The organism is Fictibacillus arsenicus, assembly GCF_001642935.1.
GTDB classification, from domain to species: domain Bacteria; phylum Bacillota; class Bacilli; order Bacillales; family Fictibacillaceae; genus Fictibacillus; species Fictibacillus arsenicus_B.
In genome coordinates, this window is the sequence record NZ_CP016761.1 from 3,102,538 (window position 1) to 3,118,868 (window position 16,331).

The 16,331-nt window shown below is 39.0% G+C and carries 15 protein-coding genes; 4 read left to right on the forward strand and 11 right to left on the reverse strand.

The genetic code is table 11. The features are described from left to right. Positions 1–39: 39 nt before the first annotated feature. The 3 genes from ABE41_RS15885 to ABE41_RS15895 form a co-directional block, all read right to left on the reverse strand. On the reverse strand, positions 40–723 hold the full coding sequence (locus ABE41_RS15885; RefSeq protein ID WP_066292387.1) for a Type 1 glutamine amidotransferase-like domain-containing protein: 684 nt from the start codon (positions 721–723) through the stop codon (positions 40–42). Between the two features lie 180 nt (positions 724–903). After that, a complete protein-coding gene (locus ABE41_RS15890; protein WP_066292390.1) occupies positions 904–2,223 on the reverse strand; it encodes an ABC transporter permease in 1,320 nt (439 codons plus the stop codon). Further along, entirely contained in the window at positions 2,207–2,911 is a 705-nt protein-coding gene (locus tag ABE41_RS15895) for an ABC transporter ATP-binding protein (protein ID WP_066292392.1), read from the reverse strand. Before ABE41_RS15895 ends, ABE41_RS15890 begins: the two co-directional genes overlap by 17 nt. A gap of 469 nt (positions 2,912–3,380) precedes the next feature. Between ABE41_RS15895 and ABE41_RS15905 the strand changes: the two genes are divergently transcribed. After that, a complete protein-coding gene (locus ABE41_RS15905; protein ID WP_066292398.1) occupies positions 3,381–5,015 on the forward strand; it encodes a M20/M25/M40 family metallo-hydrolase in 1,635 nt (544 codons plus the stop codon). 62 nt (positions 5,016–5,077) lie between these two features. Here the strand turns inward: ABE41_RS15905 and ABE41_RS15910 are convergent, their stop codons facing one another. The 4 genes from ABE41_RS15910 to ABE41_RS15925 all read right to left on the reverse strand — a co-directional run bounded on the left by ABE41_RS15910 (position 5,078) and on the right by ABE41_RS15925 (position 8,295). Then, positions 5,078–5,845, reverse strand: coding sequence for a DUF4931 domain-containing protein (locus ABE41_RS15910; RefSeq protein WP_066292401.1), 768 nt, complete (start codon positions 5,843–5,845; stop codon positions 5,078–5,080). 42 nt (positions 5,846–5,887) lie between these two features. Then, on the reverse strand, positions 5,888–6,565 hold the full coding sequence (locus ABE41_RS15915; protein WP_066292404.1) for a hypothetical protein: 678 nt from the start codon (positions 6,563–6,565) through the stop codon (positions 5,888–5,890). 4 nt (positions 6,566–6,569) lie between these two features. Beyond that, positions 6,570–7,118, reverse strand: a complete 549-nt coding sequence (locus ABE41_RS15920; RefSeq protein WP_066294920.1) for a sigma-70 family RNA polymerase sigma factor — start codon at positions 7,116–7,118, stop codon at positions 6,570–6,572. A 295-nt stretch (positions 7,119–7,413) separates the two neighbouring features. After that, positions 7,414–8,295: a GNAT family N-acetyltransferase gene (locus ABE41_RS15925; RefSeq protein WP_066292406.1), complete on the reverse strand. Its 882-nt coding sequence runs from the start codon at positions 8,293–8,295 to the stop codon at positions 7,414–7,416. Positions 8,296–8,516: 221 nt separating this feature from the next. On the opposite strand from ABE41_RS15925, the gene ABE41_RS15930 reads away from it, so the two are divergent. Next, positions 8,517–9,821 (forward strand): murein hydrolase activator EnvC family protein, encoded by a 1,305-nt coding sequence (locus tag ABE41_RS15930; RefSeq protein ID WP_066292408.1) that lies wholly within the window; start codon positions 8,517–8,519, stop codon positions 9,819–9,821. A 45-nt stretch (positions 9,822–9,866) separates the two neighbouring features. On the opposite strand, the gene ABE41_RS15935 is transcribed toward ABE41_RS15930, so the two are convergent. From ABE41_RS15935 to ABE41_RS15950, 4 genes are all read right to left on the reverse strand, one after another. Next, positions 9,867–10,643 carry a protein-glutamine gamma-glutamyltransferase gene (locus ABE41_RS15935; protein ID WP_066292409.1) on the reverse strand — a complete coding sequence of 259 codons (777 nt, stop codon included), beginning with the start codon at positions 10,641–10,643 and terminating at the stop codon, positions 9,867–9,869. Positions 10,644–10,706: 63 nt separating this feature from the next. After that, positions 10,707–11,732 (reverse strand): ABC transporter permease, encoded by a 1,026-nt coding sequence (locus tag ABE41_RS15940; RefSeq protein WP_066292412.1) that lies wholly within the window; start codon positions 11,730–11,732, stop codon positions 10,707–10,709. Then, positions 11,716–12,636 (reverse strand): ABC transporter permease subunit, encoded by a 921-nt coding sequence (locus tag ABE41_RS15945; RefSeq protein ID WP_083207840.1) that lies wholly within the window; start codon positions 12,634–12,636, stop codon positions 11,716–11,718. The genes ABE41_RS15940 and ABE41_RS15945 overlap by 17 nt, the downstream gene beginning before the upstream one ends. 122 nt (positions 12,637–12,758) lie before the next feature. Continuing rightward, the gene (locus ABE41_RS15950) at positions 12,759–13,616 is read right to left on the reverse strand and encodes an ABC transporter permease subunit (RefSeq protein ID WP_066292416.1); all 858 of its coding nucleotides are present in this window, start codon (positions 13,614–13,616) and stop codon (positions 12,759–12,761) included. A gap of 135 nt (positions 13,617–13,751) precedes the next feature. Here ABE41_RS15950 and ABE41_RS15955 point away from each other — a divergent pair, with 135 nt between their 5' ends. After that, complete coding sequence (locus ABE41_RS15955) at positions 13,752–14,576, forward strand: hypothetical protein (RefSeq protein ID WP_066292419.1); 825 nt, start codon at positions 13,752–13,754, stop codon at positions 14,574–14,576. 280 nt (positions 14,577–14,856) lie between these two features. Next, on the forward strand, positions 14,857–16,314 hold the full coding sequence (locus tag ABE41_RS15960; RefSeq protein WP_066292425.1) for an NAD(P)/FAD-dependent oxidoreductase: 1,458 nt from the start codon (positions 14,857–14,859) through the stop codon (positions 16,312–16,314). Positions 16,315–16,331 lie beyond the last annotated feature (17 nt).

Here is a 16,331-nt window from a genome sequence, read left to right on the forward strand (position 1 = left end):
TCTATTCTCCGCCCAATCATCCGAACTTTAAACATCAATTTAAAGAAAATGGGTTTCGAGTACTGTTTCAACAACTTCCCCATTTTTTAGTTGTATATAATAGGCTTTAGCATTTTCTCGGGAACTTACAGTCTTGTTCAGTTTTCCGTTAATAAAATGCAGTGCGGCTCCATCATCTGCTGCGTATCCAGCTTTTAATCCTTCTTTTATCAGGCGGTGATAAGCCGGCCTTCTTTCTTCTTCTCCATCATAATGAGGACAATGACTTCCTTTGAGAAACCCTAAACATGAAAGCCCGCGAAGCGGTCCAAAGGAATCTGTAACCCCTTCTTCAAACCAGCAAAGAGATCCTGCACTTAAACCTGCTAAGATCTTTCCTTCTTCGTATGCCTTTTTGAGCAGCTGATCCAGTCCCCACTCTCTCCAAAGCGCGAGTAAATTCTTCGTGTTCCCTCCTCCCACGTAAAAAATATCCTGCTTCTTAACAAATTCTTCTAAGTTTTTGGGAGGAGAAAATAAAGAAAGATGCTCTGGCACACAGTTCTCCGTTTCAAATGCTTTATAGAAGCGTTCGATATAACTGTCCGAATCTCCGCTTGCTGTCGGAACGAAACAAATATGAGGGTTTTCAGCTTTTGATTGCGCAAGTATATAGTGATCGAGCATTTTGTTCTCAGGTTCCATCGAAAATCCGCCGCCACCCATTGCGATGATTTGTTTCATTTTGGTCTTCACTCCTTTTTTAGTCCATTTCGCTTATACTTGTCATTCTCCTGTTCAAGTCTGGAAAATTTTCTTTCTGAAAAAAACAGATTTAGAATGCATATTTATTTATCCAGAAAAATGACACATGAATACAGCTCATAAAAAACACCAGCCGCTTCCAACGGCTGGTGCTCGCTCTTAAACATCTCTTCTTAAAGCTTTTAGTACATCTACTGTTGTTGCTTTTGCAGCTGGTCTCCATCCTGAAAGCAAGGTAACACCCATACAGATCGTGACCGCTATTGCTGTCAGACTCCAAGGTATATAAGAAAGCATGAACCCTTCCGGCGGTGTTTCATTGATGAACTGCTCAATAATAATAGGAAGAGCAAAATTCACGCCATAACTGGTTATATAGGCTAAAAGGGTACCTAATCCCACACCCCATAAACCGATATAGGCGCTTTCTAAAAGGAAGATTCGTTTAACTGTTTTCGGAGTAGCACCGATCGCTTTCATGATTCCGATGTCCTGTGATCTTTCCGTAACAGCCATCGTCATCGTGTTAAAAATACCGATAGAAGCGATTAGAACGGCAATTGCACCGATAAAAATTAACCCTGCTTTAAATAAAGTGAAATAAACGTTCATCTGTTTTAACTCTTTAATAATCGAATACGTCATGTAATCCAGCTTCTCGATTCGATCCGTTACTTCTTTCACATCATCCGCTGATATAGTGAATGCTTTTACTTCACCATAGTTTTTTAATTCATCAGCTGATGCGATTTTTGGATCTTGTTTTCCTAAAATTGAAATAACCTCATTATATAAATCTTCTGTAATAAACACGGAATTATCATGCGCCCATTCTCGTGTCGGCTTTTTACCGATTCCCACGATTTTCACATCAACTGTTTGGACAGGTCCTTCTATTTTTATATCAGGATTGTCTGTCTTTAAATGATACGTTAGTGTCTCGTTCAACAACTTGCCTTTATAGGAAAGCTCCTTCATCTTTTTTTGAGCTTCTTCTTCACTCAAACCTTCCAAATAGTTTTCCGGCTGGTCCTGTCTTAATTCCTCTGCAAAATGGTAGCCAACAACGATTTCATTTTTATTCTTAGGCATGCGGCCTTTATCAAGTTCGAATCCCGCTTTTTCTTCAGAAGGCATATAAGCACTCATCACATTAGCAAATGTATTATATTCACCAATAGATAACTGATTTGCCGGCGTATATTTTTTTCGCGTTACCGCTTTTACTCCTTCAATCTGTTCGAGCTTCTTCACATCGTTTTCTGTCATCATGCCGCTTTCTTTTTGAACTTGAATTTCGTTCACCATGCGAAAGCTCATCACATCGTCAACAGCTGTTTTATGAATCGCAAATCCGATGGATGCCAGCATGATTAAGAAAGCACATCCGATTGTTGATGCTAGGATCGTCATCCAGACTCGTGTTCTGTTTTTCTTCATATTACTTCTTACAAACCGATGCTTATCTTTGAACTTCATGAAGCATTCTCCCCTCTCTTAAGTATCCATCAATGATTTCAACTTTACGATGAGCGATGGAAGCTACCTCATGGTCATGTGTAATCATTAAGAATGTAATTCCGTATTTTTCGTTAAGTTCTTTTATAAAAGATAATAGTTGTTTCTCATTTTCCGAATCTAAGCTTCCTGTTGGTTCATCCGCCAAGATAAGCGGCGGATTCAAGATTAATGCTCTCGCAATACTTACTCGCTGCTGCTGCCCGCCTGACAGCTCTCCTGGGTAATGATTTTGGAAAGATTCAAGACCTACACGTTTTAACATTTCTTCCGTTCTCTTTTTTCTTTCGTGCTCGCCGACTCCTTTTAAAACAAGCGGGAGCTCCACATTTTCAAACGCTGACATGGACGGTATCAGCTGAAAGCTCTGAAAGATAAAACCAAGATGGTTCAAGCGGAACTCCGCCCATTTTGATTCAGAAAATCTGCTTACATTTGTTCCATTAATCGTGATGTTTCCTACTTCTGGCTGGATAAAACCAGAGATCAAGTTTAATAATGTTGATTTACCAGAGCCGCTTCTTCCAACAACAGCAACGATTTCGCCTTCTGCAACTTGAAGATTAACATCATGAAGCACAGGGACGATATTTTCTTTCCCTTTCTTTCCAATCTTAAATGCATAAGATAAATTGCTTACAGAAATCATTTTCCCACCCCTTATGTATTAAGTGTACTATTTAGTGTAATACACATATACCATGCACACCCACTAACTGTCAATACATTCCAAAATATTTTTTAAAAGGCTCTTTTTAAAGGATTGTTGCTTCTCGGTGAATTTTTATGATTAAATCCATTGACAGTTGATTGGAGTGTAAGGTGCGAGACTCCTCGAAAATGAAAAATCACATTTTCTTCGTGCGATGTAACGCTGTCGTAGCCTTCCTTGTCCTGCGGGATCGCGGGGCAGGTGATACTCCTAACGGCGCAAAGCGCAGAGGAGGCTCACCGCACGCCCCCCGGAAAGCGAGCAACCTGAAACGGAAAACAACTACTTTCATAAACATCCTGTAACTGAAATCAACATCTCTCATTTCGAACCACCTTTTTAAAAAAAGGATTTAAAGGGAAAGAGTAGTATAGTAAACAAAGGCATACATCAAGGAGGGACATACATGTTAAAGTGGCAGTCTAAAGAGGGTTATACGAAACTATTAAAAGACCTTGTATCTATACCGAGCATCACAAACCATGACGGAGAAATGTTTATGGCTGAGCATCTCTACCATACTCTTTCTTCTCTTGAATATTTCACGAAGAATTCGGATCATCTTCGTCATCACCCAACTCCTGATGGTCGGAAACTGGTTACAGCTTTCGTTCAGAATGATCCTTCTGTAAAGGAAACTATCATTCTCTTAAGTCATTTTGACGTTGTTGCGGTTGAGGACTTTGGTGAGTGGAAACACCTGGCTTTTCGTCCTGATGAATTGACTGAAAAGATAATAGAAAACAAAGAGCTTCTCCATCCTTTTGTGCAGGATGATCTAAACTCTGGCGAGTGGCTTTTTGGTCGAGGAACAATGGACATGAAAGCAGGAGTTGCCCTTCATATTTCGATGATAGAAAAAGCGGCAACTGGTCATTTTAAAGGCAATGTTCTGATGATTTCTGTTCCGGATGAAGAAGTTCATTCAGAGGGCATGCTGGCAGGAGTCAGTGTTTTACGCCAGCTTCAAGAGGAATATGATATTAAATATATCGCGTGTTTAAATGGAGAGCCGAGTTTCACAAAATTCCCCGGGGATACCTCTCCTTATATGTATACGGGATCTACTGGAAAGATTCTGCCCGGCTTTCTTTGCTATGGAAAAGAAACGCATGTCGGAGAACCTCTTGCCGGCATGAACGGAAATGCGATGGCAGCAGAGATTACGAGAGAACTAGAATGGAACGTTGATTATGTTGAAACCTTCCGTGATGAAGCAACTCCAGTACCTGCTAATCTCATTCAAAAAGATTTAAAGGATCACTATTCTGTGCAAATTCCGCACGCAGCAGTAACGCTTTTTAATTTAATGCTGTTTAACAGACCACTTTCTGAGATTACGAATATGCTCATTAATAGTGCACAAAAGGCAGCCGCATCATTCGAAAACAGACTATATAAAAAAAGTCAGCAAGTCTCAAAGATTATTCCTTTTACCCCTATAAAAGAAAAAATCAAAGTGATCACATTTAATGAACTTTATGAACATGCGGTAGAAAAATACGGTCAGGAAGAACTCGACCGAAGAGAAAACATGCTTCAGACCAACAATCCGAATGCAGACGAAAGAGAATTAACGATTCAATATGTGTTCGAACTTGCCAGCCTCTGCAGAGACTTAGCGCCAATGACGGTACTATTTTATACTCCGCCTTTTTATCCGGCTGTATGTTCAAGCGACCATCCATTAATTAAACACACTACCGAAAAAGTGGTTCAGCATGCTCGAGAAAAGTTCAACAGCAAGCTCGTGAACGTGCATTATTTCAGCGGTTTATCTGATTTAAGTTACATCGGTTTTAAAGGGGATGCTCATGACCTGTCTTCGTTCACAAGCAATTTCCCTCTATTGGGATCAAGGTACAACATTCCTTTTGATGACATGAAAGAGATCGACATACCGGTAATCAATATCGGCCCTCTCGGCAAGGATGCTCATCAATGGACCGAACGGCTTGAGATTAATAAAGTGATGGATGAAACTCACCCTCTAATTGTTTATGCAATGGAAACATTGTTTGAAAACAGCAGAAAAAAATAAAGAAGCCTTGGCTGAAGCCGAGTGAAAGCGAAAAACCAGATCTGCAATCAACAGATCTGGCTTTATTTTTCGGAAAAATAGATTTCCTTGATTTTATGTGCAATCTTTTCTATATTGTTTGCCACCTGCTGCACGCCATACCCCATGTAAAGAGGTGATGTAACAAACCGAGGCATAATCTTGCAGTACGTCGTTCCGTGATTTTTATAGAAAAATAAATTGTAACTTGTACAGTTCCTATGAAAATGATTCAGCAAGAAATGCGTGCCTGCTTGTATGCAATCTGCGAATAACGAAAGCTCGGCATCTTTTTCCCAGATAACATTCAGTTCATAAAAGCCTACACGAGGCTTATTTGAAACGGTAAATCTGACGCCTTCCTTTTCAAAGACAGGTATTCCTTCAAACTGACTTTCTGAAAAGTCATGCTGACAATCAACCTCGTTCAATCCGATTATCTGCATATGCGGATGCCTGATTGTCCCCCCGGATAATGGTCCATGATTTTTAAAGAACATGACAGAACGGTATTTTCCGCTTTGAATCATTCGCTCCCAATGTTCGATTCCGAAATGAAGAACTTTATAGAGGTGTTCCTTTGTATACTCAGATAATTCCCCTTCACATTCTTCCGTTTCAATCAGGACGGTTTGGAAGGCTTGATCGAGCACGGTATATTTATTTTTTACTAAAATAATTGAACCGCTCTTATCGAGGACTTCTTCCAGCTCATCGATGCGACAAAAAGGACAAGGAGTTTCTCTGTTCTTAATGCTGTTAGGTTTTTGTGCTCCTATATCAGTAAAGAAAGTAATATGTGTATTTTTCATGCTTTTCACCGCTTTTGTTTGTTTCCTTTGTATCTTCTATTTTTATTGGATATTTCCTTTTTCCATGTACGGTTTATCAGAAATTCTCTCCCACTTCAGTATACCTTCATTTTTATCAATTGAACCGAGCCAGTCAAATCTGAATTCAATCTGAAGTCTTTCAGCAAGCATGTCATCATCAGTTTCCCCAGCTGTATACACTTTTACATTAACATAATTCCAAAGCTCACCCAAGTAATCCTGTGTTTCGTATGGTTCATTCAATGTTAAATGGGATACTTCTTTTAAGTAGGATTTCGTTAAGTTGATTTGTTCTTCTCGCGACAAATTGTCAGGAAATATAATGTGTACCGATAATGTATCACCTTTTTGGTAAGCATCTACACCTGTTACATCATGATGGTTTCTCATATCGTGCCTTGCTTTTGTCAAGATCGCCTGATTGGCATAGGGAATCTTCACCATCTGTTCAGCTTCCTTTTGTTCCACTTTTGTTGGTGTGCTCTGGGCGAACTGAATAAATATAAAGATGAAGGCTACTCCGAGTGCCAAACTCAGACTTTGGTGAAACCAATGATATAACCAGTTTTTTGGAGCAGGAGGTCTGTTTAGATCACGGGTCTTCTGCAAAACCTTCTGTCTATGTTCTTCTTTAAAAGTAATATTTTTCATTCGGCCGTTGTTTAATATTTCAGGCAGCTGCTTTAGAGGATCTTCCATGATTTCATCTCCCCTTCTCCAATTTTCGCCGCAGCATTTCTCGTCCGCGCTGAAGCAATGTTCGGATCGTCGGCTCTTTTTTATGTAAAATCTGGCTTATTTCACTAACGGATAGTTCCTTATAATAGAAGAGAAGTATAACTTCCCGATATTTGAGAGGAAGTTTTAATACTTCATCTGCTAAAGCTTCGTGTTCACTTTTTTGTACAATCGTAAGTTCTGGCGTTAAAGCAGAGGACTGTTTGGATTTTCCTAAGCGGTCAATAACATGAATGTACTTTTTCCAGCCGCTTCTTAAGTAGTCTTTACAGATGTTAACGGTAATTGCGTAAACCCACGTTTTAACAGATGATTCACTGCGGAAATTATCTTTATGGACAAAGCATTTCACAAACACTTCTTGAGCTAAATCTTCTGCTAGTTTTCTGTCTTTAACATACGTATAAGCAAGTCTGATCACTTTGTCTTCATACAGTTCCATGATCTGTATCAGCCATTCTTCTTGACTTAGCCCTTGTGAAAAAAGCTCTTGTTCCCCGCTCCTGTGTATCATTTTCAAGTCCTCTCCTCCTTTCCACCCTTACATAATACTTAGACGATTGTACGTATCGATTTTATTCATTATTTATTATCTTTTCAAAAGATTGTTGCTCATGGTTTATTATTTCATCCGCTTTGTTGACAAGTTGATTGGAGCGCAAGGTGCGAGACTCCTACGGGATCAGCGGGACAGGTGAGACCCCGCCAGCGCGAAGCGGTAGGGAGGCTCACCGCACGCCCCGTGGAAAGCGAGCATCCTGGAGCGGAAATCAACTGCTTCTAGCATCAGAGTTTACTAAAACAAACTTTCAAAAAGATGCAGTAATAGGGAATGCGATTGGCTGATCATAAATCGGCAGCTTACCTTTAACCATCAGAGTTCCTTCCTTCTTTTTGGTTTGAAGGTTCTTTGTTTGTATCAATTTGTCAGGCGTAAAATGGATTTCTACACTCTTGAAAACCTCGGGAATGGCGCCGCAAATGTCAGCAATACCTGCAGAACTTTTTGCGATTACGTCGTAAAGCTTCAATATTTGATCCTTTATCTCGTAAACTAGCAGCAAATCCAAAGATTCACTATAAAACAGTTTCTCAGAAAAAAATGGGTTGTATAAATTCAGGTAAAACGATTGTTCATAGTCTAAAGGTGTAAAAACATTGGAGTTGGGATGCTGGCGGGCAAAACAAGACTGTATGATTTCAGCATCTCTTCTTTTTAAAAAATCTAATTTCTTAAGTGAGCTGTTTCTTATACTTGTATTTTGAAACGCTTCAGTAACAAATATATGTTCCTCGACTTTTTCAAATCCATACTTTTCATAAAGAGCTGGGGTTTCTGTCTGCAAAAATATAAAAGAGTTATGGTTAGTAAGATCTTCTAATACTAGATTCATCAATTTCTTCATATACCCTTTTCCTCTTTCAGAAGGCAAGGTCATAACAGATTGTATTCCTGCTGCTGAAACAGCCTCTCCACCGATCATCCAGCTCATCGGAATAACTGAAACATTTGCTATTGCACGATTTTCCTTAAAAAGTGTATAGGGACAATAACGCGGGTTCCAAAAACCCCTGTCATAATAGTCTTGCAGCATATGAGCAGGTATTCCAAATACCTGTTCAAACAGCGGATAAATAGATTCACGGTGAAACTTATTTATGGGCTGACTTTTTTGTAATGTAACTTCCATAGTTATACCTACTTTTTCAATTAATCTATCAATCTAAATATACCATTTAAATCCCATTAAAATACAAATCATTACACAGACGAGTCGAATTATGTTTCATTGTGTAACATTTTGAAATATAAATGTAATATTATTTCGCGATAATTGACCCCCGAACAATGTTATAATCACTTTTGTAAAGAAATTGGCAACATTTGCACTTACAAGGAGGAGTACCCATTTTGAAACGCAAGCTTGTTATGGCTACATTGTCTCTCAGTCTAGCTTTTAGTACATATACCGTATCGGCAGAAACCCTGTCTTCTATAAAGGAAAAGAAAGAACAAAACCGTTCTGAACAACACAAAAAAGAAAACGAATTACATGATAATCATGCAGAGCAAGATGAAATCGTCACTCAAATAGAAGATTTAAAGAGTTCTATAGATAAAACAATTAAAGAGATTAGTAATAAAAAAGATTCAATCAAAGAAACAAAAGCTTCTATTGAAAAGCTAAAGAAAGAAATTGACGTTCTTGAGAAAAGAATTAAAGAACGCGATGAGCTTTTAAAAGAACGTGTAAGCTCCATGTATGAAAGCGGCGGCGCTGTAAATTACCTGGATGTTATTTTAGGGGCAAAAGATTTTGGTGATTTTCTTGACCGTGTCTTCGCACTGAATGTAATTGCTGAACAAGATAAAGCAATCCTCGAAGAACATAAACAAGATAAAGCAGCAGTGGAAGAGAAAAAAGGAAAAGTTGAAAGTGAACTTTCCTCTCTTAATAGCGAATTAAATGAATTAGAAAACTTAAATCAAAAACTGTCTGACCAGAAAAAACAACAAAACAAACTGCTTGCCCAGCTGCGAGTTGAGGAAAATCATATTCATGAGGATATGATGGAGCTTAAAGAAAAGAATGAACTTCTTTCAGCTCAAGAAGCGGCTATCAAAGCAGAAATTGCACGTGCGAAAAAAGAAGAAGAAGAGCGCAAAAAGAGAGAAGCAGCAGCTAGAGCAGCGGCAGAAGCAGCGGCAGCTAAAGCAAAAGCGGAAGCAGCAGCAAGAGCGAAAAACTCTTCAAACTCTAGTTCAAGACCAGTGTCACCACCGCCTGCACCAACACCAAATCCTGCTCCTGTATACCGTGACTTCATTTTCCCAACACAAGGGATAATCACGTCTAACTTCGGTTACAGAAGCTCTGGTATGCATTATGGAATGGATATTGCAAAACGCGGAAGCACTGTACCGATTGTAGCAGCAGCATCGGGAACTGTATCAAAAGCTTATTATTCCAGCAGTTACGGAAATGTAGTTTATATTAATCATTATATTAATGGTCAATTATATACAACGATTTACGCGCATATGAGATCAACTCCAGCTGTAAGATCAGGACAATCTGTTTCTCAAGGTACGTTCCTAGGCTATCAAGGAAACACAGGGGCTTCACGCGGTCAACATCTGCACTTTGAGCTCCATAAAGGACCTTGGAATGGTTCAAAATCAAACGCTGTTGACCCAAGACCATATATTCAATAAAAGAACATAAAAAGACGCAGAGATCTTTGACTCTCTGCGTCTTTTTCATATGACTCCCCCAAGTAGACGGCGGACCGGATGGCGTGTGTATTCTGACATGAGCCGGTAATTCGGCCGGATAATTTCAGCTGTGAGGAATGCCGGTATTGTTGCACCAGGCATTCTTTTTTTGTTAAGTACATCAATAATCTCACCGATTGTACCAGTTCCGATTCCATGTCCGAACACTTGGCCGTTCCCAAGGTCAATCACGTTTTCACCTTGCCATTGCGGCGTATTTGGATGATGTTCAGGGTTCTTAATGTACCTTACATCACCTGGCATTGAAGCTCCGGATGGCACGGCAATAATCTGCAGATCTGCATCATGTTCTGTACTATACAGAAGCAATCCATTAAACAATTGATTAAACATTTTCCTGCCAATTGTCTCAAGTACTGCCTTATATAGCATAATCATGATAGCAGTTGTACATTCGAAGCCATACCTTTTTCCATTAATGAAAATATCCGTTATGGCATCAGACGGATTGACATCCTGCCGAAGTAAAAATCCGCCATAGGCTGTACGCCTCCAATATTGAGGATTACAGCGCGCATTAACAAAAGTGGAAAACCCTGCACCGCTGTCACGCATGGCATAAGCGGCAGCAACGATATTCGAACGCATAATCACTTCAAACAGGAATTGGTGAGGACTTCTGTAATAAAACGATTCTCCAGAATTTTTAAGCTTTTGGCCAATCTGTTTCTGGGTAGCAGTAAGCTGGTTAAAACCAGAGATTTGAGCAGTATCTACTGAATAGCCATTAACAAATATCAATTCTCTCCCCCCTGTCTGCACAGGATATTACATACTATGGCAAGGGAAGAAAGTTGGTGTTTTTTATGCCCCTCTATTTTGAAGAAATTGAAATTTTCCACTTGCCTCAACTGCATCTTCTTGTCGCTTAGTCCTCTTCGCCTGTTTAAAACCTTTAACCTTCCTTGTTTCCAGATGCCTTTGAAAGCCTTCTGCCATAAGCTGAAACGCATAGATGGCGATCCCAAACATGATGATTGGACCTAAAGCGATCGCAGGATTACCTTGTATATAGGTGTAATAGTTCCCAACCAGACCTGACCATTCGTTGGATAATGATTTAGGCGGATCTCTCCAAAACGGATTGAAATCAATATCTGTTCCTCCAAAGAAGAGTTTAAAATAACCTAGGTGTGTGAAGATGATCAGTACTTGAACACATTGCTGGCACCATACGATAATAAGCTTTGGCAATAAGTGAGGCATAACGTGTTTTTTAAAGATTCTCATCCTGCTTGCGCCTAAGACGTTCGCTCCCTCAATAAAATCTTCTTTTAAAGTGGAAGCCATCATGTTTCCGATCATAGAACCAAGCAACGGCACGACTAACAGCGTTAAAATAATGATTTCAAGTCCAATTCGCTCAGCAAAAGAATAAATAAAATACTCTTCCATCTCCGGTATTTTTATCTGTTCTTTTAGAATCGGGCTTAAGATAAAAATGGCTATGATTGTGAGTGGAATAAAATAAAACGAACTCAGCAGCTGATCCAAGCCTTTTCTAATTTTTTCAGGCATATAAAAAGCTAGCGGTATTGCTACTGCAAAACTAAAAATAACCCTAAGGATTCCAATGACGATTACACTAATTAAAGTAAATTTAGCTCCTTGCAATACCTTACCTGCCGTATCATAGCCAAGAGGATCCGTACCTAAAGGAAACATGAATGAAGGTTCGAACGGAGCTGCTTCAATAGGCGTCATGTTTTCGTCATATAGAACCTGAACCTGCCTTACATGGCTATCAAAAAATACCGAAAATATAATACTTGAAGCAATCAATCCAAAAATGATAAAAAATCCAGTCCAGAATTTAAAGTTTTTTATCAATATAATCACCTCTTTTATAGAGGAATTCAAATTTCCAATTTATACGGGATGGCTCCGAAAAATCATTTTGTTTAATCTTGCTTCTTTTCATTCCCTTAACATTTCTTGTATCGAGATGCTTCTGAAATCCTTCTGCTATCAATTGAAAGGCATAAATGCATATCCCAAACATGATTATAGGTCCTAGTGCGATGGCTGGGTTCGCATGGATCAGATTATAATAATCACCAATTAACCCAGACCATTCGTTTGTTGTTGATAATGGAGGATCAGCTACATAAGGGTTGTAATCAACATCAGTTCCTCCAAAAAACAGTTTAAAATAACCAAGATGAATAAAAATAACTAACACTTGAACACATTGCTGACAGAATACGATTACCAGTTTCGGCATTACATGCGGCATAACATGTTTAGAAAATACTCTCCATTTACTTGCTCCGAGCACTTTAGCCCCTTCGATAAAATCTTCATTTAAGGAAGAAACAATCATATTTGCAATTAATGATCCGAGCAGCGGGACAACAAGCAATGTCAACACAAGGATCTCGATCCCGATCCTTGCTTTATAAGGATAAATAAAATATTCTTCCCAGCCTGGCATCCTTAATTGCTCCCAAAGAACAGGAGTAAGGATGAAAACAGCTACGATTGTTAACGGTACAAAATAAAACGAGCTCAACAGCTGTTTTAAACTTTTTCTTAAACGATCTGGTGTATACATTGCCAGCGGGATGGCAAATAAGAAGGCAACAAATATCCGCAGCACACCGATTGCAATCACACTGATCAGAGTAAACTTTGCTCCCTGCAGCACTTTCATCGCTGTATCATAGCCTAGAGCATCTGTGCCCATTGGAAAGATAAGTGAAGGATTAAATGGTGCAGCACCAATCATATTCATTTCGCCGTCATAAAGAATCTGCACTTGCCGGATCGTACTGTCGAAGAAGAAAGCGAAAATAAGACTTGATCCTATTAGGCCTGCGATAATAGAAAATCCGAACCAAAATTTATAACTTTTAATTATAAAGCTTCACTCCTTTTCGAATATCTCATAATGGTCCACTCAAAAAGTGCGAAGATAAGGAAAAAGGGAATGACTAAGAGTATCAAACAGGCAGCAAGCATTTCCGGTCTAAAATCATGATACATATAGTGGGTTATGCCATGAATATTGAAGATGATTTCTACCAGCAGCAGATTTGAAATCATAAACCAGAGCACTGATTTAGAAAAATGGAATATTCCCTCGCTCGTGTTTCTCGTTACATGGAAAACGAGGACATACAGCCTTTTCATCCCTTTCGCTAAACTCGTTTCAACATACTGTTTTCCCATTTCCTCTTCGGTCATCAGAATCATCATTTTATAAAAGTATACAAACGGCAATAACATGAGACAGGTTATAGGGACGATATAAATTCTGTCTTCTGCACCTAATGAAGCTACATTTGATACTAAAACTCCAGTCTTTTTATAGATCAGAACGATGCCCATTTGTACAAGTGCAAAAACAAGCAGATCAGGCAAGGATTCTAAAAAGGTAAGGATATTTTTTATAATTTTTCTTATGAAGTTTGGCAGCATTAAAGTGCCCCATGTTAGAACTTGAGCGAAGCATAATGCAATGAATAGTGCACCAAAAAGAATGGTAAGTGAATAAAAGTAAGGTTCCCAGATATCTTCTAAAAATGGACGTTTAATGCCTTGATTTAAATAGGTCATTTCATTTAAGTACAGCATTTCTATGAATACAGCCTTAACTTTTCCAAAATAGGCTGATACGTTTTTATTCATGATTAGTTCAGGTAATCCGCTTATCAATATAATGGATAAAAACGTTAATAAAAGCTGTAATAGCAGTTTTTTTGCTATTTTCATTACACTCCTCCTCCCTGTTTCTTTTATAGACGATTAGCTATCCTAAAATCATTCATCTCTTTTTCCAATAGAAGGATAAAAACGAAAAAACAATCCATATTAAGGATTAGAAAATATGGAATCGAGGATTCAATAATGTGGAAGAAAACTGTTATAGGGATATTACTTACCAGCAGTCTATTTTTATACCCTGAACCCTACCTCGCAAAAGAACCGTTAACTTATTTTCCGATCGTAAAAAAAGGTGAGATTTTGCAATGGAAAAAAGTAAGCGAACTAATTCCAAAAGGTTCAACTTTTAAAGTAATTGACCTGGAAACTGGTTTTTACTTTCGAGTACAGCGAAGAGCCGGAAATCAGCATGCAGACGTTCAGCCTTTAACACATGATGACACTGCCGTTTTAAAGCATCTGTATAACGGAAAATGGAGCTGGAACCGCAGGGCTGTATTAATTCCTGTGAAAGGGAGAATGATTGCGGGAAGCATGCATGGTATGCCTCATGGAGCCGGCGCTTTAGAAAACGGCTTTCCTGGGCATTTCTGCATTCATTTTTCAGGAAGTTCAACTCATCGTTCCAGGAATATTGATCCCTCACATCAACTGATGATCTTAAAAGCTGGTGACCAGCTAAACCGATATGCCTCAGGAGCGAGTGCAAAACAAGCAGTGTCTATGTTCCTCGTAGGCATGAAACAGCAGGACTATAAAATCGCAAAGCCTATTTTGAGTTCAGCTTTGTTAAACGACTCTCAAATTAAGGGTCTATTTAAAGGGATAACAAGCATGCAATATGAAATAAAGAAAAAGAGTACAAGATACCCTCCTATCGTGCGTACTGAGATTTCTGCAAAAGTAAAACAGTATGACGAGAACGGAAAGCAAAATAAGGTCTATAAATTCTCTTTAGAGCGCAAGTCCATGACAGATGGATGGAAAATAATCAAGATTAAATACTGAGATGGGGCTGTCCCGAAAGTAAGGATAACTTACTTTTAGCAGTCCCAATTTTATTTTTACAAACTAAAAAAAGCGTAATATCTTTGAGTTTCAGCTATCTAATCGAGGATTCTCGAGAGCCTACCATCTAAAGGACGTTATCTAACTTTAAAATACGAATGATTTTAAAATTTTATTATTAAATGTTCGGTTTTTAGTTGAAATGCAGCCGAATAATTGTTATATTTACCAAGGGACAAAACAATTCAAAGAATTCATATACTTTTTCAAGGGGGATATTATGAATACCCATTATGATGTAATCGTTGTTGGAGCAGGTCCAGCAGGGATATTTACGAGTTATGAACTAACAAGACAACTGCCAGAGGCAAAGATTTTATTGATTGATAAAGGACACGATATTTATGCCAGATCATGCCCTATTTTAGAGAAGAAAATTAAAAAATGTCCGCCTGCAGCTGGAAGAAAAGAGTTTGCTGGATGTCTGCCTGCTTGCTCCATAACAAATGGTTTCGGCGGTGCCGGTGCTTATTCAGATGGGAAGTTCAACATCACCTCCGAATTCGGCGGATGGATGACAGATTATCTTTCAGAAGATAAAGTTGTGGAACTTATTAAATATGTTGATGAAATTAATCTTGAGCATGGTGCAACGGATTCCATTACAGATCCTCTTACACCAGAAGTAAAAGATATTGAAAAACGCGGCTATGCTGCAGGCTTGAAGCTGTTGCGTGCACAAGTCCGCCATCTAGGAACTGAACAAAACTTAGAGATTTTAAAAAGTATATATGAGTATTTAAAAACGAGAATTGATATGAAATACAAAGCAGAAGTTGAAGATATCCTTACTGAGCGAACTGAAATGGGATATATCTCAAAAGGAATTCTTTTAAAGGACGGTACTTCCCTATCTGCTGAAAAAACAGTAATTGTACCAGGACGTGACGGATCTTCATGGCTGACAAAGATTTTAAAGAAGCGCCGTATTAAGATGACCGCAAACCAAGTAGATATTGGTGTCCGTGTAGAAACATCAAACCTTGTGATGGAAGAGATTAATGAGCACCTATATGAAGGAAAGTTCGTTTTCAATACTTCTGTAGGAACAAAAGTGCGAACATTTTGCTCCAACCCTTCTGGTCATGTCGTGGTTGAAAACCATTCAGGAATCATGCTGGCGAACGGCCATGCATATAAAGACCCTAAGCTTGGAAGCGAGAATACAAACTTTGCTTTGCTTGTATCACATCAGTTTGCTGAGCCTTTTGACCAGCCGACAGAATATGCTCATGAGGTATCAAAATTAGCCAACCAGCTTTCAATGGGCGGTCTTGTTGTGCAAAAGTATGGGGATATTCTAAAAGGCCGCCGTTCAACTGAGAAACGGATCAAAGAAGGATTTCTGCGCCCTACTTTAAAAGAAGCAGTGCCGGGAGACCTTGGTCTTGTACTTCCTTACAACACAATGATAAGCCTTATTGAGATGACCGAAGCTCTAGACAAAGTAACACCGGGAATCGCATCGGAACATACGCTTTTTTATGGCGTAGAAGCCAAATTCTATTCAGCCCGTCCTAAGCTTGATGATAAGTTTGAATCTGAGATCGGCGGATTATATGTCGGCGGAGACGGAGCAGGAATCACTCGCGGTCTTGCACAAGCAAGTGCATGCGGTGTATGGATCGCTCAAAATGTTGCTGCCAAGTTAAAAGAAAAATTGCCGGCTATGGTGTAAACAAAAAAACGATGCAA